The following is a 23,653-nucleotide window of genomic DNA, read 5'->3' as shown; positions in this document are numbered from 1 at the left end:
AGAGGCGAACACCTATGACGATAAAGTATACCCCTATGATGGAACAATATTTAGAGATTAAAAGTCAGCATGAAAATGAAATTTTATTTTTTCGTATGGGAGATTTTTATGAGATGTTTTTTACGGATGCAGAGTTGGCATCACGTGAATTAGAAATTACACTTACAGCAAGAGATGGCGGGCAACGTGTTCCCATGTGTGGTATACCTTATCATGCAGCAGATACTTATATTGCGAAGTTGATTAGCAAAGGCTATAAAGTAGCCATATGTGAACAAGTCGAAGATCCAAAGCAAGCTAAGGGGATCGTTAAGCGTGAGGTTATCAAAATTATTACTCCTGGTACCATAATTGCTGAAAATCTTTTACCAGATAACAATAATAATTATCTGGCAGTGTTATATGAAGAAGAGGAAGAGCTAATTCTTGCTGCTGCCGATATTTCTACAGGTGAATGTCTCTGGGCAACCTTTTTAGGCTCTCAGCGATTAACAGCATTGTATGACCAATTATTTCGATTAATGCCTACGGAGTTAGTTTTAGCAAGCAAAATTGAAAGCATCGAAAAGTTAAATACTTTTATTAGTAATCGCATACCTCATTGTACTCATACAACGTTAGCAATTGATAATCTAAAGCTAGTTAGCGATTTACCAAAGCAGCATTTTATGACGGATGATTTGCCTCAAGAAGACGTGGCTCTTACTGCTATTGGTTGTTTATTATATTATTTACACCAGACTGTAAAAACCGATTTGTCACATATCAATCGACTTATAAATTATAATACATTTGAATATTTGACAATTGATTCGACCAGTATGCGTAATTTGGAGGTGACACGCAACGTAAGAGATGGGGGTAAAAAAGATACCCTGCTTTATGTGTTAGATGATACAAAAACGGCAATGGGTGGTCGTTTGCTCAAAAAGTGGTTGGAATACCCATTAATGAATACAACTCATATTATACAGCGGCAAGACTCTATTGCAGAACTTTTAGAAAAGCCTACATTGCGTCAAACCATCCATGAAACATTAGCTAATATTTATGATCTTGAACGAATTTTAACTCGTATTGAAGTAGGTACTGCAAGCGCTCGTGATTTAGTTGCCTTAAAATCCTCATTAGTGGTATTACCTACGATCAAAGAGCAGCTACAAAAAACCAATACGATATTTTTAAGTAATTTACACTTTTATCTGCATACTCATATCGATCTTGTTACCTTAGTCGATACTGCTATCGTAGATAATCCACCATTCTCTGTGCGTGAGGGTGGATTAATTAAACGAGGCTATGATCTAGAATTAGACGAATTACATACGATAGCGCGAGACAGTAAACAATTTGTGCAGGATATTGAAACGAGAGAAAGAGAAAACACCGGTATTAAGTCTCTCAAAGTCGGATATAATAAAGTTTTTGGCTATTATATTGAGGTTACTCATTCTCATACAGCTTCAGTTCCACTTAGCTATGTTCGAAAACAAACCCTAGCCAATGCGGAACGCTACATTACGCCTGAGTTAAAAGAATTTGAGTCTAAGATTCTTGGTGCTCAAGAAAAAATTGTTACGATTGAATATCATCTGTTTTCTAAAATACGGGATCATATTAAAGTATATATGAAAGAAATTCAAGAAACAGCCAGACAATTAGCGCAGCTGGATGTTATTATTAGTTTAAGTGAAGTTGCTTTTCGTCATAATTATATTAGACCTACAATAACCCAAACAAGAGAAATTACTATTAAAGATGGTCGTCACCCGATTGTGGAGCGACTATTAAAACGGGAGTTATTTGTTCCTAATGATAGTGATTTGAACCACCATAGTAATGAAATCATGATTATTACTGGACCTAATATGGCAGGTAAATCCACTTATATGCGCCAAGTCGCACTACTTGTGCTTATGGCACAAATCGGTAGCTTTATTCCCGCCCGAGAAGCGATCATTAGCCCTGTTGACCGAATTTTTACCAGGGTAGGAGCCAGTGATGATTTATCAACTGGGCAAAGTACATTTATGGTAGAAATGAATGAAGTTGCACAAATACTAAAGCATGCTACATCGCAAAGCTTAATTATTTTAGATGAAATTGGACGAGGAACGAGTACCTTTGATGGGATGAGTATTGCTCGCGCTGTAATTGAATACATCAAAGAACGTGTTAAAGCTAAAACATTATTTGCGACTCATTATCATGAGCTTACAGAACTAGCTGATAATCATAAAACCGTTAAAAATTATTCCGTGGCAGTAAAAGAGAGAGGGAGTGATGTAGTTTTTTTACGCCGCATAATCCCTGGTGGCGCAGATAAAAGCTATGGTATACATGTAGCCCAGTTAGCAGGCTTACCACAAAAGGTAATTAAACGAGCGCAAGAGCTGTTAGTAGAATTGGAACAAAATCATGTACAATCACAAAATCTTTCTCTTTCTGTAGCGGAATCTGCTGCTGCCACCACTCCCATGTCTCTATTCACGTCATCGACGGTAGATGAATTATTAGCAATAGACATTACAACAATTACTCCCATTGAAGCGATCAATATTCTCTATCAATTACAAAATCAGGCAAAACAGGAGTCTGGTAAATTATGAGCTTTATTCATGTCTTAGATGAAAATACAGCGAATAAAATTGCTGCAGGAGAAGTGGTAGAACGCCCATCTTCTATTGTAAAAGAACTGGTTGAGAATTCTATTGATGCACAAAGCAAAAATATCGAAATTGAAATTGCTGAAGGCGGTATTGGCTTTATTCGAATAACAGATGATGGTATTGGTATGAGTTCTGAGGATGCACAACTTGCTATTTTACGTCATGCTACGAGTAAAATTAGTGCAGCAGAAGATTTAGCAACAATTACGTCTTTGGGCTTTCGTGGGGAGGCTCTTCCTAGTATTGCAGCAGTGTCTAGGTTTTCCTTAACCACCCGTCTTCATGATAATCAATCATTAGCAACGTATGTAGAAGTGGTAGGAGGAATTACTACTGACATCCGAGAAGCAGGTGGAAGTGTAGGTACAAGTATTGTCGTTAAAGACTTATTCTTTAATACTCCTGCTCGCAAGAAGTTCTTAAAAACGCCCTCTACTGAAAGCTCTCATATTCATGATATTTTAACGAAAATTGCGTTAGCCAATCCTAACATTGCCTTTAAGTTGATTAATAATAATCGATTGGTTCTTTCTACTCCTGGTAATAATCAGTTACAGGACACATTAACTAATATATATGGACAAAAAATTGCTCCTGATTTGCTGCCGGTTCATTATGAAAATACAATTGATAACATAAAAATATCTGGTTATTTATCCAAACCGACCTTGCTAAAAAGTAGTCGTCAGTGGCAAACTGTTATTGTCAATGCGAGAGTGATCAATAGTCGTTCAATAGCGAAAGCTCTGGATAATGCGTATCATTCTTTATTACCTAAGAGCGGATATCCTTTGGCAGTTTTAGATCTTAGCGTTCCCACAGATACGATTGATGTCAATGTTCATCCGCAGAAAAGTGAAGTTAAATTCAGTGATGAACAAAAAATTTTTAGAGCTGTATATAAGGCTGTCATAGAGGTTTTGTCGGCACCACATGCTCCTGATCAACTCGCAGCTACGGTTGAATTTAAACCTACTCCCAACTCGTATTCTCAATCTGTTTTGAATCCATATACGAATAATGACTATAAAAAAGCTTCTTATCATGCTGCTTCTATTCCTGTAGTAAGTTCTTGGCAAGAGACTCCGCTTCCCCTAAATGTAGTGCGAGATACATTAGAGAAGGAAGAAATGATGTCATTCGATGCACCATCTCCTAATCTGATATCAACAATTACAGAGGATTCTCAGTTTACGTTATATCCTCTAGGACAAGTCGATGACTGCTTTATTATCAGTAAAGGTCCTGATGGTTTGTACATTATTGATCAACATGCAGCTCATGAACGTATCCTTTATGATAAAATGAGTCAACATACAGAGCGTATTCCTTCGCAGCAATTACTAGTACCTTTATTTTTGGATTTTGATACTACTGAAATCAATATTATTTCAGAATATCATGATACTTTCTATAAATTAGGATTCACGTTAGAATTAGCCGGACCGAATACCATGCGTTTATCTGAATTACCTAGTGATATTCCATTGGCAGAAACCGAGGCGTCGATTAGGCAGATATTAGAATATATTCAAAACATGCATGATCCGAATCCCCAGGAATTACGTCATCACTGCCTGCAAATAGCATCCTGCCGTGCTGCGATTAAGGCTGGAGAAACACTGAATATGCGGCAAATGCAGGCTTTAATTGGAGAATTATGTAATACCAATTTACCCTATACTTGTCCTCATGGGCGGCCTGCAATGATACGTTTTACTCCAAAAGACTTATATAAAATGTTTAAACGTACATAAATTCTAAGCAACTTGACTATACATTAAAGATACTTTGTTATAAATTAAGATCAAAATATTTGTATTAGATAATAGGTGATGTAATGGACTTACTAGTAACAACAATACAATCTCCTCCCTGCGAAATAGAAGAATTAGCACAAGAAATAGCAAAAAAATTACAAGCTCCTTTAATCTCTCGGGATCGTCATTCAATTACCGCACTAAGAAACAACTATCAAGTTGAAAATATAGTTGTCATTACGAAAAACGGCCCGATTGTCCATACAATAGGCGGTGAGTATTTTTTTCATTTAAATATGGCTGAATTGCGAATAGAAAATCTGAAAAATGGTAAAAATGACCATATGATAACTGCTATGTCATTATCTGCAGGTATGTCCGTGTTAGATTGCACATTAGGATTAGCTACGGATGCAGTTGTTGCCAGTTTTACAGTTGGTCAGACAGGGAAGGTCATTGGTATTGAAGCTTCACCTCTTCTTGCCGTTGTCGCAAGTTACGGTTTACAACATTTTACCCATGAAAAAGAAGATGTTAATCAGGCATTACGTCGTATTCAAGTGAAAAGTAAACATTGTCATGACATTCTTATTAATTTGCCTGATAATAGCTTTGATGTTGTATTCTTTGATCCTATGTTCCGTCAGCCAATTTATAGTAGTTCAAACTTAAAACCTTTGCGTTATTTGGCTGATAATAGTCCCATAGCAGAAAGTACTTTTGCACAAGCCTGCCGAGTAGCAAGAAAAAGGGTAGTTATTAAAGAATCGTCCAACAATAATGAGTTTGATCGTTTAGGCATTAGTACTATTTACGGTGGAAAATATAGTAGCATTCAATATGGTGTTATTAAGGTGGAGAACTAAATTATGGAAAAGCTGATTGCTGTCATAGGACCAACTGCTGTAGGTAAAACAAAAGTGAGCATTGAGCTTGCAAAAAAGTTGAATACTGAGATTATCTCTGGTGATTCGATGTTGGTTTATAAAGATATGAATATTGGAACTGCTAAGCCTTCTAGTGACGAACGATCTAATATAACTCATCATTTAATCGACATTTTGGAACCCCAGGCAGATTTTAGTGTAGTTGATTTTACAGCGCTTGCTAGCCAACATATTACGAATATAAATCAAAAAGGAGTAATACCTATTTTAGCAGGTGGTACTGGGTTATATGTAAAAGCCTTATTGGAAGGCTATCAATTTAATCCCACGCCTAGTGATGAGAAATTACGTATACAATTAGATGATTTAGCGAAAAAACATGGTAATCAATATCTTCATGATCGATTAGCAGCAGTATCACCCGATACAGCTGCACGTTTGCATCCTAATGATTTACGTCGTATCATTCGTGCTTTAGAGATCTATTATCTTAGTGGTGAAACCGTATCCCAAAATAAGCTAATGGAGCAGCATATACTTTTATATGATGCTGTTGTTATTGGGCTTACAATGGAGCGAAAGTTATTATATGAAAGGATTAATCAACGAGTCGATTTGATGATGTCTCAAGGCTTGGTATATGAAGTAGAAAAATTGTTGAACAGTGGTATACCAGCTAACTGCCAGGCGATGCAAGGTATTGGTTATAAAGAAATCGTTAAGTACTTGCAAAAAGAAATCGATTTAGCTACGGCGATTAGCAGCATTAAACAAGCTACAAGGAATTTTGCCAAACGTCAATTAACTTGGTATCGGAAAATGCCATATATTATCTGGTTTGATGTAAAAAATTTCGATACAACAAATGAGATGATGGAAACAATTTACAAAGAAATTGCAGGAAAACGTAACCTTAGAATCGAATCATTAAGATAAAAATAAAAATCGGAGGGGTTTAACTATGCTAAATAAAGCTATTAACTTACAAGATAGTTTTCTAAACCAAATCCGCAAAGAAAACAATCTGCCTGTAATTATTTATCTTATTAACGGTTTCCAATTGAGAGGTGTCGTTAAGGGGTTTGATAATTTTACTGTAATTATAGAAAATGATGGTAAACAGCAGTTGGTATATAAACATGCCATATCAACGATTACGCCTCTGAGACCTCTATCATCAACATCTCATGAAAAAAAAGAAGATAATAAATCTGATAAATTATTATAAAAAATTCTAGGCATTTGCCTAGAATTTTTTTATCACCGTTTCTTGCATTCTGAGTATAATGTATATCATCTATAACCATAGGGTGGGGTGATTTAAATGACCTATGTTTATCCACAAGATGTTTTTACAGCTGTTGGAAATGGTGAAATATCACCAACTCAGGCGTTTAAGTCTTTGCGCAAATTAGATAATATAACTACTTGTCATACTAAAATCGATAATCGGCAAAAGCGAATAGAAGAAATTTTATATGAATTAGACCATTTAATCGGATTATCAGAAGTGAAAAACTTGGTAAGAGAGATTTATGCATTTATTGAAATTCAGCGTCGCCGTGTACAAGAAAAATTAAATACCGAACCATTAGTGCTGCATATGATCTTTAAAGGAAATCCAGGTACAGGGAAAACCACTGTGGCGAGGCTACTTGGGCAAATCTTTCGTGAGATTGGAATCTTACAACGTGGTCATCTTATTGAGGTTGAGAGAGCTGATTTGGTTGGAGAATATATAGGGCATACAGCCCAGAAGACTCGTGAACAATTAAAGAAAGCATATGGTGGCATCTTATTTATTGACGAAGCATACTCTTTGGCTCGGGGCGGTGAAAAAGATTTTGGGAAAGAATCCATTGATGTATTGGTAGTAACCAGTATACAAGGACCTAAAAAAATACATACATACATAGTATAAAACTGAAGATTTATAAAAATTTTAAATCAATCGTTAATTCAGGCTTGCTATTTTTGGCATAGGTAGTGTCAATTCGTTCAACAATTACCTTTTCGAGCACTGTGCGCACTGCTCCCTTTCGCTCGTCATTTGAGTAGTATTGAGAATCTTTAAAATGATTTTTAAGTTTCTTTATAGTATTTACTGGACTAATTTGAAGTGTAAGAAGATTCAACTCATCATTTAAACGTTTTTTTGTAACCTCGATATTAATAAGTTGCTTGTTGATATCATCTAAATGTTTTTCAGCATCGCTGCCACTAATGATTTGTCGTCGAAACCATCGCATAACAGTGTCCTTTTGGGTTTTTATTTTTTTCTCAGTTTCTTTTAGCTTTATTAAAGTGTTTTTAACTTTAGCTGCTGCGCTAGGATTGCCAATATCTTGTGCATATTGATCTATTAGTTCAAGGTTTTCTGCTAATTCATTTAACTTATCCCATACCAATTCATCTAGTATGACAGCAGGAATACGCCTAACTGTGCATTTTTCATTTTCTAAATACATATAGGATGTGCTAACTTGCGTTAAGCAAACGTAATAGCTGATAGGGCTATCACCATTGCCAGAATGTTTGATGGTCATTTTTCTGTTGCAGAGTTTACAGTAGACTAAACCATTTAAAAGATAGTCAAATTTTAAGTTTCTTTTAGATAAATCCTTATTTAGTTGCAATTGTTTTTGCGCAAAGTGCCAAGTGATTTCATCAACAATAGCAGGTACTTGGATGGGAATCCACTCGGATTCAGGGCGAGTCTCAATTTTACGAGTATTAAAACCTGTTTTAGTGGATTTGTGCTTCATGCTGTAAATAATACCTCGATAAGCTGTATTCGTGAGTATTCGATGGATGCTTGAAACTATCCAGTGATTACCACGAGGAGCAGGAATCCCTTCACGATTCAATTCTTTGCTAATGAGGGCGGTACCTAATTTATCTTTGATGCATAAATTAAAGATTTGACGCACAATAACAGCTTGATCTTCATTTATAATATACATACTATTAGCTTTATCATACTCATATCCAAAACAGTGACCGTTATTTACTAGCTTACCTTGGCGAGCCTTTCCCTTCTTACCACGAGTTGTACGTTCTTTAATTTTCTCTTTTTCATAGGCGGATATGGCACCACGCATAGAATAAAATAATTTTCCTTCGGGCGATGATTCAAAGGTGACCGAGACGAAGAACAATTTCCCCCCAGACTTTTCTATTTCATCTGTAATGATAAGCTGGTGCGCTAGATTTCTGGCTAATCGATCGGGGTCGTATATAACAACTATGTCAAATTCTTTTCTTTCTAATCCATCCCGCAGTTGAGTGAGGGCAGGGCGATCAATATATTCACCACTATAGCCATCATCAATAAACTCTACGAAATTTGTTGCTCCCAATTCACTTGCTTTCTTACGGTTTTCTGTTAACTGAGTTTCAAGAGAATATCCCTTTTCTGCTTGATCAGCTGTAGATACACGTATGTAAAGTGCTGCAATCATATATATGAACCTCCTAAAACATGTATTTCATAATATCATCTATTATTATTGGAATAGTGTTATGTGTTTTTGTCTATTAGTTTAACTTGAAAAAAAATGATTGTAAATTAACTTTATTGTTGCGCAGTATAGTATCTTATGCATAGCATAAAATAAAGAGAATTTATTGAGTAATAAGTTTTTTAAAACTATTCCAATATTAAAGATATGCAAAGATAAACATCAAAATTACTTAATAACTAAGAATTGCAAAGGGCAAACGCTAGCAGTATTTTTTATAATTTAATTAATATAACAGAATTCGAGTTTTAAATCTAAAAGTTCCCTAATGATTTTAGTTACAGCCAATAAATCATTGTCTAGTTATATTGACACAAGCATAGAAAACGATTTTTTTACAGAAAGTATCACATGAGGTTGATACGCATCAGTTACTCCTAATTGATAGGTTCTAAAACTAGTAGTGGTGCTATTACTAATGAGAAAAGTGTAAATAAATGCTAAATATATAGCCTACCTATTATTGAATTGTATCTTCTTGAATTGGACGTTTTATAAAATAACCAATTCAAGAAGGTACAATTCAGTTTATAGAGAGTAAAAATATGTTTGTTTATGTTTTTAAAATTCTAGTTTTCATTGTGAGCAAGAATTGTTTGCTCAACTACGTTTTAAAAGAACTACGCTAGACGTGTCTTTACTTTGTTTTTAGTGTAAAGAAACATTTGTTAATGCTCTATCTTCTTTAAGTAAGGTTCTGCTACCTAAGGATATAAAGTAAAAAAACTGTAAAACGGACAATCTTATCCAGCATAAACTGTAATGAGCACAATTTGAATCGGAGGCGAAGATTTTGGAAGGTACCAAAAATACTAATCGAACTAAAATATCGCCAGAAAAACTAAAAGAAATAAAAGTACATTGGAAAATGCTAAATCAGCCCGGAAAAGAAGCGGTAAATAACTACAACCGGCACTTAGCAAGGGCTCAACTCAGGATTTACTACGAAGTATTTGGACGTCAGTAGCTGGTGCTCCAGCTAAAAAAGTAGACAGGTTTTGATATGTTGAAAATACCAGTTATTATGAAATATAGATACTCTGGCAGGCTTTGTAATTCATATGTTGTTGATAGCGAAGTCTCCTCTGTAGGTTTATTGGTTAAAAAGTTTTAATAAACATTGTTGTAATGAGATGGTACTGCTATTGTGAAAAAGTACTTTGACACCAGCTAAACAAGTATATATATGGTGAAAAAAATAAATGGCTACCCATGAAAGGAAGCTGATACTATCGAGTATTACTAATATGAGTGCCGGTATTTTTATTTTATTAAAGGGGATGTATAAAGAATAAATACATGAAAAATACGAGAACTACCGTAAAAGTAAGTTTCATGATGATAGTGCAAGTAAATATGTAAAAGGTAAGGTACACGTTGTAGTGGACGTTTATTTTAATAATTGGCACTCATTTCGCTCAATTTACATAGTATATATTAAATACTGTGGAAAGAGGTGAGATAATGAGTAGCTTTGAGTCCCAGCGTGATTGCAAATGTCATGTTGAAATACACCATCAGTGTCCAAAGTGTCATAATGAGTGGGAGAAAGATTGGCATAAATGCCCTCAATGCGATCATGATATCCATGATGAATGCAAATGTCCAAAGTGCCATCATGATTGTAAGAAAGATTGGCATAAATGTCCTAAATGCGGTCATGATGCGCATGATCAATGTGAGTGTCCTAAATGTCATAATAAATGCCACAAAGATTGTCATAAGTGCCCATGGTGTAGTTATGACTTTGATCAGGAATGTAAGTGTAATAAATGTAATCATGATTGGTATTAATATCATCGTTGCCAAGCGCCCCGTAGGGCGCTTTTAACAATGTAAAAAAATGAACCACGTTTTGGTGGAAACGTGGTTGCAGAGGAAATGGTTTGGCGGATTAGCTTGAAGAATTTAACAGCTTGGAGAACAATCGTTATCACAGCAGAAAAATAATAAAATAATAATTATGATAATAATACAGCCGGAACCGCCGAAGCCATTACGACCGCCTCCAAAACCTAGACCCATAAGTACTCCTCCTTTATCGTCGGTTAATACATTATATGATAGTTGAATAAAAGGGTGAGTATCATGAAGGATAAATACTTATTAATTTATAAAAGAACCTTTGGGATACCTTTAGCAAACTTTTGGATAATAATAAAAAAAGACTGTTCTTGTTTCTGTATGAGTATTTGATAAGTATTCAACACGATATAGTAAAAATACAATAAGAAAATTAATAAAAGTACATCAAAGAATATAAGCTCAAAACTATATATTTAAAACGTCATTTTTTTATACATATATGATGGAATTTATCTATATTTATAGGTCTTTAATAATTCGTTTTCGTAAAATCAATGGAAGATCATAAAGAGGAATTAATCTTAATTCTAGCTGGTTATCAAAAGGAAATGGAATTCTTCTTACAAACCAATCCGGGTTTACGATCGCGATTTCCATTACATATTGATTTTCCAGACTATAATCAAGAAGAGCTTTTACATATAGCAGAACAACTATGTGTCAAGCGACAATATACCTTATCGGCAGACGCTAAAACATTGTTATTAAAGTTATTACTACAGCACAGCAGTAATAACGACAACTTTGGTAATGCTAGGACTGTTCGCAATATGATTGAAAAAGCAATTCGTCATCAGGCTGTTAGATTAATGTCAAAAACGAGTATAACTCGGCAAGAGCTAATATTAATTGAACCTATTGATTTGAAGGAGGTAAAAGTGTGAGAGAACTTACTGTGGTTGGTAGACCCAATTCAGGTAAAACTATGTTTACTCTCAATTTTGCTTCTTATATTGGCATAAAAACAGTAGACGTGACCTTTCGTACATATGATGATTTAATCACATGTCGACATTTTTCTATTGAAGATGCAAAGAAAGAGCTCTGTGGCAGTGCAATACATAAAACAAAAACTTTGCAATCACTATTGCTTAAAATTACTCTTGGAAAAACAACAGTAAATTTCAAACTTACAGATACTTGTGGGATAGGTGAAAAAATACATCAGGAAGAGAAAATTCGTCGTGGTATGGCTCAAACAATCAGTTTAATGCGCTGTGCAGATTTTATATTTCATGTTGTTGATTTATCTTATATCACTAACGAATATGTAAATAATCCTAGTACTGTAGATCGTGAAATATACAATTATGGTTTATTTCGCAATTCATATGCAATTTTAGCAAATAAGATTGATGTACCTTTTGCTAAAGAGAATCTCGTACAGTTGACTTCGACTTTTCCAAAAGCTACGATTATTCCGATATCAGCATTGCTAAGTCAGGGTTTAAAAGAGGTGAAGTCCTGTGTTGCACGTAATGTGTGAATTTATTAGTATAATGTTTTCTGTAATATTTTCTGGCATTGCAATTAAAATAGCTGATGATTATTTGGATCAAGATATGGATAAGTCTGAAAAAAATCTCGCAAGAAATTTAGGAAGCGGTAGTATGTTATATGCGATGGTATCAATTGCTTTGGCAGCAAGTTTAAATACTTCAATCAGTATTTCCCTGTTTTTAGCTAGTTATATAATTGGTATGTTCCATGATTTAAGAAGTTATTTTCCCAGTCGGCTTAATGGGTTTCAAGAGTCTAGTATAATATTTATCGCGGGTGCTTTTCTTTTAGGATGGAAGATGATGTTATTTTCATTTTTTTTTGTTATTTCAATACAATTAATAGATGATTATATCGATGATTATAAAGATGAGTTAGTTGGGCAACGTAATTGGGCTCATCGTATCGGCAAGGTAGAATGCTTTTTATTATTTGTTTTAACTTTATTAATTTCTTGGCTAATTAACGAAGAAGTATTTCCTGCAGTATTTGTAGGTGCTGTTGTTTTATATACTACAATATTGTATTATCAGAAAGGGAGATTATAATGTTATGGACTGGAATAATTGTGATTATGGCATTGTTAAGTGGGTACATATGGGGAAAGCGTGATGGGATAATATCTGTTAGTCAACAAAACCTATTAAGTACTCCTTTATTATTAAGACAAGAATCTTTTGAAAAAGGTTATTGTATATTATGTCATAAGCCTAGAAAGAAACGTATTATTTATAAGATAAAGGGACAGCAAGGTGGCCGTATTTGAATTTCCTAGTATTTATTAATAGCAAAAAGAGGAATTTATTAGATGAGTATATAATATAAGCAGATATCCTAATATTCTACAAAATATTCATAATTAGAATGTTAAATTCAAATAATTTTATTTATGGTGGGGTTTGATGCAATATATCGTAATTACGTCATTATCCATTATCTTTTCTGCATGTCTTTTATACTTCTTAATGAATAAGCTACTGAATGTTCAGCTAAATCTAAAACCTCTTATTTTATGTGTATGTTGTGCACTTCTAGTCAATATCGTTATACCACGTATTATTATTGGATTTGTTGGTGTAGTAGGAACTGTAGGCACGTTAGCGTTCGTCGCAATTGGCTTCGCATATAGCATTGCACAATATAATGAAAAATTTAAAATGTATTCTAAAGAGAGTAGAGGAGAGTCTGAGACTAAAAGTATAATAAATGAAGTTGAACCCAAAGATTATAGAGAGTTGTGTGAAAAAATAAAAATTGTAGAAATTACAACTGTACCAATATCCATTGTAGCTTCTACAAGTAGTGCGGAAAATGAGATTGACATTGAGTTTGATTTAAAAGAGCAGATAATGATACCAGAAGAAAATGATACTAATCAAGTATTACTGTTAGAAAATAAGGTGTCATCGGATAGAGCAGCTACTGACGTATCAATATTAGACCCGTTAGCTTCTGACTTTGAATCAGAGAAACAAATTGTCAAACCAGTGTACAAGAAGGGAGAAATAGAAAGGCTTTATGAGCTGAATGATGAAGATCGGAAGTTTGCATTAGGGGAGAAAAATAAGATGGTACAAGTAGAAGATGAATTACAGTTATCCATTACTGCGGTTGATTCGTCTTGCAAGGATTTAGATAGCTTAATCGATTCTGCATTTACATATAAAGAACAGCGTAATTTTATTCAAGCGCTTATTGTTTTTCGCCAAGCTTTGGGCTTATACTCGAATAGTGAAGTGGCACCATTCTTGGTAATGGAAATTGGCACTATTCTAAAAAACAGTGGACAATACAATGAGGCAATTAATATTTTTTGCGAAGCCAGAAAGCTGCCAGGAGTACAAAAAAACACTATGTTTGATTTGGAATTTATTAAAACAATTGCCTATTTACGTATTGTAAAAAATATTTTACTTCAGCATCGCTTAGGGGATATTTCTTTTAATAATATTCCGGGATCTGTACTAAAAGAAATTGATTCTGAATTTCGTGAATGGCGAAACCTGACATAATATTACCATATATTTTAAGTAGCACGATTAGAAAAAATACAAAAATAATGATAAACTTCTTTTGATATTTGACATATTTTAAAAATGAATATTTAGCAAACTCATCCAAAGGTGGGGACGCAAAGCTATGGGTCTAAGGGGGATAATCCTATGATTGCCAGGTTGCCGATTCAATTGAGAATTGTAATTAGCACAGTGCATTATGGGTAGGTGCTATTTTTTATATGATTTTATAACTTAAATTAGTAAATTTATATTTAAAGAAGAGATACTATATTGGAAGAATTAAAGTAATTAATAAAAATATAGAGGTAACAAAGCTCTTTGCGAAGTGGAGTGATAAAAGGTTAAGAAATCGACTAACCGCTTCGATGAATGATAAGAGGATATTAAATGATAAATAAGGAGAGCGCTATTTATGAAGAAAAGTGTTGAAATTATTGGATTGCCAGTTATTAGCATCGTGGAAGGTACTGAGCTTGGGACGGTTAAAAGCCTTCTTATTAATCCTGCAGATGGTTCTGTAACGATATTAATTGATGATTCTAAATGGTATTGGGGGGCTAAATTTTTACCTTTAGCAGCTGCTACTGGATTAGGCGAATACGCAATAACTATAGAAAATAGCGATGCAATATTAACGTTAGCAGATGCACCAGAAGTTGAGAAGCTCATTGTGGCTGATCTAAAAATTATTGGAACTAAAGTACTGACTAAAAACGGTCGAATTCAAGGGAAGGTGACGGAATTTTTTGTTGATAATTCAGGGAAAATTGTGTCTTGTGAAATCGAAGACCTTAATGGAGGTACTACGAGCATTGAGGCTAAGCAAATTTTAACTTTTGGTAAAGACGTGCTTTTTGTTTCAGATGATCATGAAACGGTAGTAGAAAGATCAACAACAGCTACTATTGCAATATCTTCCGAAAGTACTTCTGTTAATTTAGAAGCGAAACCATCTGCTACTCAAGTTAAAGAAGCAGATGAGGTAAAGAGCGTTGCTAATGATGATTCTGCTAGAAAATTTGACGAAAAAAATCGTAAATACTTACTTGGTAAAAAAGCTAGTCGCCGTATTGAAACAGACAATGGTTTGTTAATCGTAGAGGAAGGTGGTGAAATTACTGAGGAAGTGTTGCAAAAAGCAAAACTAACGGGTAGTTTTGTAGAATTGACAATGAATATTCAATAAAATTAAAATAGATATCTCTCCAATTATAGTGGTTTTTATTATCAAATTATGAACAAATCCCCTCTATTGGCGGGGATTTGTTCTCTTGTTAGCTAATTGAATAATTGGAATGGAGTTACTAACTATGAGTATTACAATAAATCAACGTATTAAAAATATAATACTGTTCCTTAGTATTATTATACTATTTAGTTTAACTGGATTCATTGCCACCACTACAGCGTTTGATGTCAGTGATAGTATCTATGAAGGAGTTTTTATAGGTGATATTCCTGTGGGAGGACTGTCAATTGATGAAGCAAAAAGTAAAGTAATTATAAATATCAAAAATCAAACAGCTAATTCACCCAATTTTTTAACATATAAGGCGCAAAAATGGTCGATTAATGCAAATGATATTGATCTAGAAATCAAAGCAGATGATCTTGTGCAGCAAGCTTATAATATAGGTCGCCTCGGCAATATAGTTAAACGTTTACAAGAAAAATTCATAGCAGTAAATTATGGATATACAATTCCATTATCTTTAAATTATAATCATGATAAGTTAGAAGCAATTCTTAATAGAATTGCAGATACTATCAATAGCAGCCCAGAAGATGCTTCATTAATATATCAAAATTCAAATGTCAATATTCAGCCTGAAAAGAATGGTCATAAAGTTGATTTAGAAAAGACCTGGCTTGATTTGAATGTTATTATACATACTCGTATTCCTTTTAGTCTTGAATTAACGGTCTATGAAATAGCTCCTAAAATTTCATCGAAGGATTTAGCTGAAGTGGATAGTTTACTTTCCATATACACAACAGAGTTTGATCCTTATAATGAAAATCGTTCTAAAAATATTAGCCTTGCTGCTAAGAATGTGAATCACATTTTAGTTCGTCCAGATGAAGTTTTTTCTTTCAATAAAAATGTAGGAGAGCGCCTATCTGAAAATGGTTACAAGGAAGCTCCTGTTCTTGTTGATGGTAAGCTAGTTTTAGATTGGGGTGGAGGTGTATGTCAAGTAAGTAGTACTTTATATAACGCGGCGTTATTAGCGAATATGAGTATTGAAGAACGAACATCGCATTTTCGCCCGCCAGCCTATGTTCCTTTAGGGCAAGATGCCGCTGTTGCAGATAACCTTTTGGATTTTAAATTTAAAAATACAACAGGTTCTAATATTTATATTACGACAGAGATTCTAGAAAAGGAGATTATCGTCCAATTTTTTGGGAAAAATAATCCTACTCTTTCAGATATACGGATTATCGGTACAAATAAAAAAGTATTAGAACCTAATACGATTATTAAGCAAGATCCTGCTCTTGAATTAGGAAGCCAAGTAGTAGAGTACGCAGGAGAAAAAGGTTTTCAGATTACAACCTATAGGCTTGTGTTTGCTAATGGACAGGAAGTTAAACGAGAGCATTTGGCTTATGATGAATTTAAGGCGGAAGATAAAATAGTGCGTATTGGTACTAAAATGTTATCAAATCAGTTAACCAAGTAATGAATAAAAGTAATACCTTCTGCAAATAGAAGGTATTACTTTTTTATTTGTGCATAACAACAAAAGGAGCTATTCATAATAAGAAAGTTAGGAGAGATACCTTTTCCTATTTGTCTGTGGTAATATGTAGTATAATCAATAGTGTCCTCAAAAAAGTGAATTACTGGACTTATTCATCTAGTAAAATGGAATAGGTCCGAAGGAGTGTGAAATAAATTGGCGACTATATATGGAGAGGTCAATGGTATACGAAAAAGTACTATTAATAGACTTGAAGAATTATATGAATTTACTATTCCCTTTGGGCAAGTCATAACAAGTGAATTAGCTCAAAAATTAATCGATCTGACAGATGACCTGAATCGAGAACTGGTTGTATATATTACCAGAAAAGGACAAGTTACTTGTGTAGCAGTTGGCGATGTATATACCGTAACATTGCCAGAAATTGATGGGCGGCGTTCTGTCAATCGATTAAGTGGTATTCGATGTATTCATACTCATCCTAGCGGGGAGACGGAACTTAGTGGGGTAGACGTAGCTTCATTAAAGGAAATGCGCTTTGATCTAATGGCTACACTGGGACGCAAAGAGGGGAAGATACAAGCAAGTTTTGGTATTATTACCAATATTGAAAATGATCAATTTAATACTCAAATGATTGGCCCTTTGTCCATGGAAGACTTCATAGAGCTGGACATTACATATTTAACTGCGCAAATTGAGCGTCAACTCGATTTAAATAATAAAACGAGTGCTATTGCAGAAACTGAAAGGGCTCTATTGGTTGGTCTAGAGAGGCAAGGAAAGTGGCAAATTACTGATTCATTAAAGGAATTGGCACAATTAGCAGAGACGGCTGGTGCAGAAGTTTTAGGTATGACTTGGCAAAAGAGGGATCGCCCAGATTCAGCATTATTTATTGGACGTGGAAAAGTGGAGGAGCTTAGCTTGCTGAGTCAGGAAAAGAATGCAAATCTCATTGTTTTTGATGATGAGTTATCACCTGCGCAGCAGCGCAATCTTGAGAAAGCTTTGGGGGTTAAAGTTTTAGACCGTACGGCGCTAATTTTAGATATTTTTGCGCAGCGTGCTCGATCTCATGAAGGGAAATTGCAGGTTGAATTAGCCCAGCTTCGCTATAATTTACCCAGATTAGGTGGACAAGGATTAGTATTATCTCGTTTAGGCGGTGGTATTGGTACTAGAGGTCCTGGCGAAACCAAACTTGAAGTAGATAGACGTCGAATTAGAGACCGCGTAAATGATATCACAAGACAAATTGAATATATAAAAAAACAGCGTAATTTGCATCGTAAACGTAGAGAAATTACTCGCATTCCTACGATCGCTTTAGTTGGCTATACAAATGCAGGGAAATCGACTTTGCTTAACCTGCTTACGGCATCGGAAGTATTGGCCGAGGATAAATTATTTGCAACGCTTGATCCAACAACTAGGAACATTACGTTAACAAATGGCCAGCAAGCCTTAATTACTGATACAGTTGGCTTTATACAAAAGTTGCCACACCAATTAATTGCTGCATTTCGTGCTACCTTAGAGGAGGTTGTACAAGCTGATATTCTCCTGCATGTTGTTGATGTTAGTCATCCTCAATATCAAGAACAAAGTCATGCTGTTTTTCAGGTTTTACACGAATTGAATGTAGATATAAAACAATTAATTACAATTTTTAATAAGGCAGATAAAATAGGAGATCCGAATAGCGTAAGTGCTCTTTTAAAAACAGAAAATAGTGTCATGATTTCTGCTTTGCGTGGTCATGGTGTTGAAGGACTGTTATTATTAATTGAAGACGCTATAAAGCAGAAAACCATTGAGATGCATTTGCTGATACCATATGACGAAAGTAATGTGATATCTAAGCTATATGACATATCAAATGTTCATTCTACGGAGTATCGCGAAGATGGTATCTATGTAATTATTTCACTGTCTCCGGACCAAACTAATTATTTTAATCGATATACTATAGGAGTAGAGCAAGAATGACTAAATTTAGTGAAGAAATACTAGAAATACGTAAACAAGCATTACAGCAGGCAACTTCTTCATTTACTCGAGTAGATGAAATATCCGAAAAAAACACTACTAGAGTTCTAGAAATATTTCGTAAACACAGAGTATCTGATTATCACTTTCGTACCACCTCAGGTTATGCCTATAATGACGCTGGACGAGAAAAGATAGAAGAGGTTTGGGCTGACATTTGTGGAGCAGAAAAAGCATTGGTGCGTACTCAATTTGTATCTGGAACCCATGCATTAGCTACTGTGCTTTTTGGTTTACTACGTCCTGGACAGGAACTATTATCCCTTACAGGAGCGCCTTACGACACCATGCAAACTGTTATTGGGCATACTTGTTCCTCGCCTGGTTCTTTAAAAGAATTTGGTATCGGTTATTCAGAACTTCCTATGATTGATAGCGGAGTAGATATAAAAAATATTGCTAGAGCTATGAAACCTAATACTAAAATGGTTTTGATTCAAAGGTCTCGAGGGTATAGTATGCGAGCACCTTTAACGATTGATGACATAAAGGAATTATGCGCTAACGTAAAGAAGATTGATCCTGAATGTATATGTTTTGTTGACAATTGTTATGGTGAGTTTGTTGATGTCTTAGAACCAACTGCTGTTGGTGCTGATATTATGGCAGGTTCATTGATTAAGAATCCTGGAGGTGGTATTGCTCCAACAGGTGGATATATAGTCGGAAAAAAAGAATTGGTTGAACAAACTGCTTATCGAATGACTGCGCCAGGTATTGGAAGTGAGTTAGGTGCGTCACTTGTTGATAATCGCCTTCTATTTCAAGGAATGTTTATGGCGCCACATACTACAGCCCAAGCTGTTAAGGGGGCTATATTTGCTTCTGTATTTTTTTCTTTATTAGGTTATAAGACATTACCTCTTCCTATTGAAGAACGTAGTGATATTATTCAAGCGATCCAACTTGACTCACCAGAAAAATTAATAGCATTTTGTCAGGGGATTCAAAAATATTCTCCGGTAGATGCTCATGTACGGCCGGAGCCTAGTGCAATGCCAGGGTACCAGGATGCGATTATTATGGCTGCAGGTACCTTTGTGCAAGGTGCATCGATTGAATTAAGTGCTGATGGTCCTTTGCGTCCGCCGTACATCGTTTACTTACAAGGTGGATTAACCTTAGAACATGCTATAGTTGGAACGATGGGAGCTGCTGCTGAAATATTAAAAATTAATAATTGAATAAGAATAAGTCAAAGGCAGCTACCTATATTAATAAGTAGTTGCCTTTGACTATTCTTTATCGGAACCTATATTGTTACATACTGCGGAATATACCAACTACTTTACCTAGTATTGATACATTGCGAGAATAAATGGGAGACATACTGTCATTTTCGGGCTGTAATCGTATAAACTCTTTCTCTTTAAAAAAGCGTTTTACAGTAGCTTCTTCATTATCAAGTAAAGCAACTACAATATCATTATTATTAGCGGTCTTCTGTTTATTAACTAAAACATAGTCTCCATCTAAAATACCTGCATTGATCATGCTATTTCCTTGGACTGTAAGCATAAAGATATTTTCGTTATTACCAATTAAATTTTTGGGAAGCGCATATGTTTCTTCGATGTTTTCAATAGCTAAAATAGGTTGCCCTGCGGTAACACGACCAACTAATGGTACTGAAACAAATGTTTCCTGCTTCCATGGTGTTTCTCCCAAGATTTCAATCGTTCGAGGTTTAGTAGGATCACGGCGTATAAAACCCATTTCTTCGATTTTTGCTAAATGACTATGTACAGTGGAACTAGAACTTAAACCAACAGCTTTACCAATCTCTCTTACTGAGGGGGGATAACCCTTTGCGCGTAATGTGTTTTTAATATAGGTTAAAATCTGGCTTTGCCTAGATGTTAATAAATCTTCTTTATTCACAACTTCATCTCCTAAATCAAAATAAACATTGGTTATAATGAGTATAATTTCAATATTATTATCATTATAACAATAATTAATTAAAATCGCAAACGTTTGTTCGTTTTTATTAATCATTACTCTTGACCGAACATATGTACTGTGTTAAAATGAGATTACAAAAAACAAACATACGTTCGGAGGATTGTATAGTGCATAAAATAGATACCGTTTGGCTTATAATATTGTTAATTGCGTCTATATTTTTATATGATACTAGTTTTGAGTTTTCTAACAAATATTTGTCATGTGCCACATATCAAATTATTGATGTTAATAAAGGAGATTCATTGTGGACTATTTCTGCAAGATATGTTACAGATAAAGATGATATTCGTAGTTTGATTGCAGCGATTAAGCAAGTGAATCGATTAGACAATAATACACAAATATATCCCGGGCAACTTTTGAAAATACCTGTTGCATCAGATAACATTAGATTAGCAAGAGAAACGAACTAAGTGTAGTCAGAACTTAGTTCGTTTCTCTTGCTAAAATTATTATACACAAGTTATGTTAAATTGCTAATTTGTTTTAATGATAAGAACCGTTATCTATTTATCGTAATGGGAACTATAATTTCTGAGTTCGCTCCGTGGACTCCGCATTCTGGACAAAGCCACGATTGTATTCGTAGTTTCTTCGTTTCACTTTCAAAATGATATTCTACAGTGATATACTTTGCAATTTTTTCTACATGCTCACACCATATTTGTTTATACATAAATAAATGCCCTCCTGAAATTCAGAATTATAAGATTATTCATTGATGTATTTTATTATTCTTCCTCAGGTATTATGCAAAACTTATTTAAGATTATAAAAAGGTTTTTAACTTTCTAAATCAAGAGTAATAACCATCGTTACATATATGTTACTACTACTCCGGTATATTAAAAATAATTAACCCTGGGAAAATTCTATATGCATTGACATCAAAGGTAATAAGAGGAAAGCCATTTTCTAAAGCGGTAGCAGCAACAATTGCATGTTCGGTAGTTGTTTCAGGATATTGTATTTTTAGGTTTCCTGCTTTTTGGGCAATGGAAGAAGATAAAGGGAAAATTCTCGTAGTAGTGAGAAGCTTGGTAATTACTGCAGGGTCGAGTTGAGGAATTGTATGAAGCTCCATTTCTGTAATTGCGGAGATGGCAGGCAAAGGAGCATTACTTTGCGCCACTGTGCGTAAAAAATCAATAGTGGCTTTACACCCATTTAGATGAGATTTCAAAATAGATACATCCATGAGAATTTGATTCATATTAAATAACCTCCATATCTTTTAAGAATTCAAGCTCATTGAGCTTCAGTGATCTTCTCCCTCTTTTTCATGACAGAAAATGTTTCTTCCAGAACTCGTAGTAAACTGTTTGTATCTTTATCAAAATTAACGCTTTTTCCACCTTTTAACACAATAGCTCCTTCATCGGTCTTTTCTGCGAGCAATACGTCATCTTCTTGAATTGATAATAGTTTTCTAATTTGCGACGGAATGGTTATTTGTCCTTTGGAGTTAACTTTACAAGAATAATTCACTGTATATCACTTCTTTCTTATTTGTAGTAAAATTAGGATTTTATAATTTTACTACAAATAAGAAGAAATCTCAAGCAAATTGCTAAAAAGAAATTGACGACTCCTCTTTATTGGGATAAAATAAAATAAAAACTCAATATACGATAATTTAAGATTATCGTATATTGATAAATACGAAAAAGGAGATTAAATGTGAAAAATAGTATAATGGATACTAAAAAGGAAATTTCAGTTGAATTATATAATTCATACATAGAACAAGGAAAAAGATTAATTATTAATTCTAAAGCGGAAAATACTAGAAAAGCATATTTTTCCGATTGGAAGGAATTTTCTGATTGGTGTAAGAAGAATAAAGTATCTTCATTGCCAGCGGAATCGGAGACAGTCGTGGCGTATTTGTCGTACTTATTTGCAGGAAATAAGAGGCCTAGCACTATAGCTCGTAAAAAGAGCACAATTAGCCAAGCGCATGCAACAGCAGGTTATGATTCTCCGACGTCGGCTAAAATTGTAATGGATACAATGAAAGGCATTAAGCGTGAATTAGGTATTATGCGTAATAAAAAAAATCCTATTTTAGCTGAAGACATACAGCATTTTTGTGAGAAAAAAGATGACATAAGAGATCTTCGCGATTGTGCGTTATTATTAATCGGATTTTCTGGAGCATTTCGTCGGTCTGAGTTAATTTCCTTAAATATTGAGGATGTTCGCTTTACAAGAGAAGGAATTAGGGTTCTTCTTCGTAAATCGAAAACAGATCAGGAAGGTGCAGGGATGGAAAAAGGGATTGCCTATGGTTCCAATCCAGATACTTGTCCAGTTCGAATTTTACAAGATTGGATCGAAGCGGCTCAAATTAAAGAGGGAGCGCTTTTTCGCCAAATCAATAAATATGGTCAAGTCTCGAAAAAGAGATTAGCATCTTCCCATTCTGTAGCCAGGATTGTAAAGGAGTATGTTCAGAAAATTGGACTACCAGCAGGGGAATATTCCGGGCATAGTCTGCGTGCTGGTTTTGCTACCGAAGCATCTGCTAATGGAGCATCTTTAGATGATATCATGAGGCAAACAGGTCATCGGAGTGTTGAGATGGTACGAGAATATATTAGAAAGCAGAATCTTTTTAAAAATAATGCTTCAGCAAAGTTAGGGCTATAAGTATAAATATAAAAAATAAGAGTGCTTTTCAAGCACTCTTATTTTTTAT

Annotated in this window: 24 protein-coding genes and 1 riboswitch; of the genes, 19 read left to right on the top strand and 5 right to left on the bottom strand. The window is 34.5% G+C overall.

Features of this window, described 5'->3' with window-relative positions:
- Positions 1–14 precede the first annotated feature (14 nt).
- The 6 genes from mutS (at position 15) to BMZ99_RS02390 (ending at position 7,237) form a co-directional block, all read left to right on the top strand.
- A complete protein-coding gene (gene mutS / locus BMZ99_RS02415; RefSeq protein WP_090932586.1) occupies positions 15–2,609 on the top strand; it encodes a DNA mismatch repair protein MutS in 2,595 nt (864 codons plus the stop codon).
- Positions 2,606–4,426: a DNA mismatch repair endonuclease MutL gene (gene mutL, locus BMZ99_RS02410; protein WP_090932584.1), complete on the top strand. Its 1,821-nt coding sequence runs from the start codon at positions 2,606–2,608 to the stop codon at positions 4,424–4,426. The genes mutS and mutL overlap by 4 nt, the downstream gene beginning before the upstream one ends.
- Positions 4,427–4,509: 83 nt before the next feature.
- Positions 4,510–5,295 (top strand): class I SAM-dependent methyltransferase, encoded by a 786-nt coding sequence (locus BMZ99_RS02405; RefSeq protein WP_090932583.1) that lies wholly within the window; start codon positions 4,510–4,512, stop codon positions 5,293–5,295.
- Positions 5,296–5,298: 3 nt separating this feature from the next.
- Positions 5,299–6,252, top strand: coding sequence for a tRNA (adenosine(37)-N6)-dimethylallyltransferase MiaA (gene miaA / locus BMZ99_RS02400; protein ID WP_090932582.1), 954 nt, complete (start codon positions 5,299–5,301; stop codon positions 6,250–6,252).
- Positions 6,253–6,277: 25 nt separating this feature from the next.
- The gene (gene hfq / locus BMZ99_RS02395) at positions 6,278–6,544 is read left to right on the top strand and encodes an RNA chaperone Hfq (RefSeq protein WP_090932580.1); all 267 of its coding nucleotides are present in this window, start codon (positions 6,278–6,280) and stop codon (positions 6,542–6,544) included.
- Between the two features lie 96 nt (positions 6,545–6,640).
- A complete protein-coding gene (locus BMZ99_RS02390; RefSeq protein WP_090932578.1) occupies positions 6,641–7,237 on the top strand; it encodes an AAA family ATPase in 597 nt (198 codons plus the stop codon).
- 10 nt (positions 7,238–7,247) lie between these two features.
- Here the strand turns inward: BMZ99_RS02390 and BMZ99_RS02385 are convergent, their stop codons facing one another.
- Positions 7,248–8,777, bottom strand: a complete 1,530-nt coding sequence (locus BMZ99_RS02385) for a recombinase family protein (protein ID WP_090932576.1) — start codon at positions 8,775–8,777, stop codon at positions 7,248–7,250.
- An 853-nt stretch (positions 8,778–9,630) separates the two neighbouring features.
- Between BMZ99_RS02385 and BMZ99_RS26175 the strand changes: the two genes are divergently transcribed.
- From BMZ99_RS26175 to BMZ99_RS02335, 11 genes are all read left to right on the top strand, one after another.
- The gene (locus BMZ99_RS26175) at positions 9,631–9,804 is read left to right on the top strand and encodes a hypothetical protein (RefSeq protein WP_175490456.1); all 174 of its coding nucleotides are present in this window, start codon (positions 9,631–9,633) and stop codon (positions 9,802–9,804) included.
- Between the two features lie 534 nt (positions 9,805–10,338).
- Positions 10,339–10,668: a hypothetical protein gene (locus BMZ99_RS02380; protein ID WP_139214733.1), complete on the top strand. Its 330-nt coding sequence runs from the start codon at positions 10,339–10,341 to the stop codon at positions 10,666–10,668.
- A 529-nt stretch (positions 10,669–11,197) separates the two neighbouring features.
- Positions 11,198–11,587, top strand: coding sequence for an AAA family ATPase (locus BMZ99_RS02375; RefSeq protein WP_090932572.1), 390 nt, complete (start codon positions 11,198–11,200; stop codon positions 11,585–11,587).
- The gene (locus tag BMZ99_RS02370; protein WP_090932569.1) at positions 11,584–12,189 is read left to right on the top strand and encodes a GTPase domain-containing protein; all 606 of its coding nucleotides are present in this window, start codon (positions 11,584–11,586) and stop codon (positions 12,187–12,189) included. Before BMZ99_RS02375 ends, BMZ99_RS02370 begins: the two co-directional genes overlap by 4 nt.
- The gene (locus tag BMZ99_RS02365; protein ID WP_090932568.1) at positions 12,170–12,751 is read left to right on the top strand and encodes a hypothetical protein; all 582 of its coding nucleotides are present in this window, start codon (positions 12,170–12,172) and stop codon (positions 12,749–12,751) included. Before BMZ99_RS02370 ends, BMZ99_RS02365 begins: the two co-directional genes overlap by 20 nt.
- Positions 12,751–12,969, top strand: a complete 219-nt coding sequence (locus BMZ99_RS02360; RefSeq protein ID WP_090932566.1) for a hypothetical protein — start codon at positions 12,751–12,753, stop codon at positions 12,967–12,969. Before BMZ99_RS02365 ends, BMZ99_RS02360 begins: the two co-directional genes overlap by 1 nt.
- Positions 12,970–13,105: 136 nt before the next feature.
- Complete coding sequence (locus BMZ99_RS02355; protein ID WP_090932564.1) at positions 13,106–14,215, top strand: tetratricopeptide repeat protein; 1,110 nt, start codon at positions 13,106–13,108, stop codon at positions 14,213–14,215.
- Positions 14,216–14,299: 84 nt separating this feature from the next.
- A riboswitch (cyclic di-GMP riboswitch) is annotated at positions 14,300–14,385 on the top strand.
- A 248-nt stretch (positions 14,386–14,633) separates the two neighbouring features.
- Positions 14,634–15,407 (top strand): PRC-barrel domain-containing protein, encoded by a 774-nt coding sequence (locus BMZ99_RS02350; RefSeq protein WP_090932562.1) that lies wholly within the window; start codon positions 14,634–14,636, stop codon positions 15,405–15,407.
- 124 nt (positions 15,408–15,531) lie between these two features.
- Positions 15,532–16,908 (top strand): VanW family protein, encoded by a 1,377-nt coding sequence (locus BMZ99_RS02345; RefSeq protein WP_175490454.1) that lies wholly within the window; start codon positions 15,532–15,534, stop codon positions 16,906–16,908.
- Positions 16,909–17,124: 216 nt separating this feature from the next.
- Complete coding sequence (gene hflX, locus BMZ99_RS02340; RefSeq protein WP_090932560.1) at positions 17,125–18,924, top strand: GTPase HflX; 1,800 nt, start codon at positions 17,125–17,127, stop codon at positions 18,922–18,924.
- On the top strand, positions 18,921–20,168 hold the full coding sequence (locus BMZ99_RS02335; RefSeq protein ID WP_090932558.1) for a methionine gamma-lyase family protein: 1,248 nt from the start codon (positions 18,921–18,923) through the stop codon (positions 20,166–20,168). Before hflX ends, BMZ99_RS02335 begins: the two co-directional genes overlap by 4 nt.
- A 76-nt stretch (positions 20,169–20,244) precedes the next feature.
- Here the strand turns inward: BMZ99_RS02335 and lexA are convergent, their stop codons facing one another.
- Positions 20,245–20,865, bottom strand: a complete 621-nt coding sequence (gene lexA, locus BMZ99_RS02330) for a transcriptional repressor LexA (protein WP_090932700.1) — start codon at positions 20,863–20,865, stop codon at positions 20,245–20,247.
- A gap of 191 nt (positions 20,866–21,056) precedes the next feature.
- On the opposite strand from lexA, the gene BMZ99_RS02325 reads away from it, so the two are divergent.
- Positions 21,057–21,365 carry a LysM peptidoglycan-binding domain-containing protein gene (locus tag BMZ99_RS02325; RefSeq protein WP_090932557.1) on the top strand — a complete coding sequence of 103 codons (309 nt, stop codon included), beginning with the start codon at positions 21,057–21,059 and terminating at the stop codon, positions 21,363–21,365.
- Between the two features lie 89 nt (positions 21,366–21,454).
- Here the strand turns inward: BMZ99_RS02325 and BMZ99_RS26170 are convergent, their stop codons facing one another.
- From BMZ99_RS26170 to BMZ99_RS02315, 3 genes are all read right to left on the bottom strand, one after another.
- Positions 21,455–21,628 (bottom strand): hypothetical protein, encoded by a 174-nt coding sequence (locus BMZ99_RS26170; protein WP_175490453.1) that lies wholly within the window; start codon positions 21,626–21,628, stop codon positions 21,455–21,457.
- A 156-nt stretch (positions 21,629–21,784) separates the two neighbouring features.
- Entirely contained in the window at positions 21,785–22,165 is a 381-nt protein-coding gene (locus BMZ99_RS02320; RefSeq protein ID WP_090932556.1) for a PIN domain-containing protein, read from the bottom strand.
- A gap of 35 nt (positions 22,166–22,200) precedes the next feature.
- Positions 22,201–22,440 (bottom strand): AbrB/MazE/SpoVT family DNA-binding domain-containing protein, encoded by a 240-nt coding sequence (locus BMZ99_RS02315; RefSeq protein WP_090932554.1) that lies wholly within the window; start codon positions 22,438–22,440, stop codon positions 22,201–22,203.
- 192 nt (positions 22,441–22,632) lie between these two features.
- Here BMZ99_RS02315 and BMZ99_RS02310 point away from each other — a divergent pair, with 192 nt between their 5' ends.
- The gene (locus BMZ99_RS02310; protein WP_090932552.1) at positions 22,633–23,604 is read left to right on the top strand and encodes a site-specific integrase; all 972 of its coding nucleotides are present in this window, start codon (positions 22,633–22,635) and stop codon (positions 23,602–23,604) included.
- Positions 23,605–23,653 lie beyond the last annotated feature (49 nt).

Origin of the sequence: Pelosinus propionicus DSM 13327 (assembly GCF_900114615.1) — a bacterium.
Taxonomy (GTDB): Bacteria; Bacillota; Negativicutes; order DSM-13327; family DSM-13327; genus Pelosinus; species Pelosinus propionicus.
This window is presented reverse-complemented; position numbering and strand designations above follow the sequence as displayed.

What these genes read in the sequence shown, in the direction of transcription:
- mutS (WP_090932586.1), top strand. Translation starts at nt 15, where the DNA reads ATGACGATAAAGTATACCCCTATGATGGAACAATATTTAGAGATTAAA.
- mutL (WP_090932584.1), top strand. Translation starts at nt 2,606, where the DNA reads ATGAGCTTTATTCATGTCTTAGATGAAAATACAGCGAATAAAATTGCT.
- BMZ99_RS02405 (WP_090932583.1), top strand. Translation starts at nt 4,510, where the DNA reads ATGGACTTACTAGTAACAACAATACAATCTCCTCCCTGCGAAATAGAA.
- miaA (WP_090932582.1), top strand. Translation starts at nt 5,299, where the DNA reads ATGGAAAAGCTGATTGCTGTCATAGGACCAACTGCTGTAGGTAAAACA.
- hfq (WP_090932580.1), top strand. Translation starts at nt 6,278, where the DNA reads ATGCTAAATAAAGCTATTAACTTACAAGATAGTTTTCTAAACCAAATC.
- BMZ99_RS02390 (WP_090932578.1), top strand. Translation starts at nt 6,641, where the DNA reads ATGACCTATGTTTATCCACAAGATGTTTTTACAGCTGTTGGAAATGGT.
- BMZ99_RS02385 (WP_090932576.1), bottom strand. Translation starts at nt 8,777, where the DNA reads ATGATTGCAGCACTTTACATACGTGTATCTACAGCTGATCAAGCAGAA.
- BMZ99_RS02380 (WP_139214733.1), top strand. Translation starts at nt 10,339, where the DNA reads ATGTTGAAATACACCATCAGTGTCCAAAGTGTCATAATGAGTGGGAGA.
- BMZ99_RS02375 (WP_090932572.1), top strand. Translation starts at nt 11,198, where the DNA reads ATGGAAGATCATAAAGAGGAATTAATCTTAATTCTAGCTGGTTATCAA.
- BMZ99_RS02360 (WP_090932566.1), top strand. Translation starts at nt 12,751, where the DNA reads ATGTTATGGACTGGAATAATTGTGATTATGGCATTGTTAAGTGGGTAC.
- BMZ99_RS02355 (WP_090932564.1), top strand. Translation starts at nt 13,106, where the DNA reads ATGCAATATATCGTAATTACGTCATTATCCATTATCTTTTCTGCATGT.
- BMZ99_RS02350 (WP_090932562.1), top strand. Translation starts at nt 14,634, where the DNA reads ATGAAGAAAAGTGTTGAAATTATTGGATTGCCAGTTATTAGCATCGTG.
- BMZ99_RS02345 (WP_175490454.1), top strand. Translation starts at nt 15,532, where the DNA reads ATGAGTATTACAATAAATCAACGTATTAAAAATATAATACTGTTCCTT.
- BMZ99_RS02335 (WP_090932558.1), top strand. Translation starts at nt 18,921, where the DNA reads ATGACTAAATTTAGTGAAGAAATACTAGAAATACGTAAACAAGCATTA.
- BMZ99_RS26170 (WP_175490453.1), bottom strand. Translation starts at nt 21,628, where the DNA reads ATGTATAAACAAATATGGTGTGAGCATGTAGAAAAAATTGCAAAGTAT.
- BMZ99_RS02320 (WP_090932556.1), bottom strand. Translation starts at nt 22,165, where the DNA reads ATGAATCAAATTCTCATGGATGTATCTATTTTGAAATCTCATCTAAAT.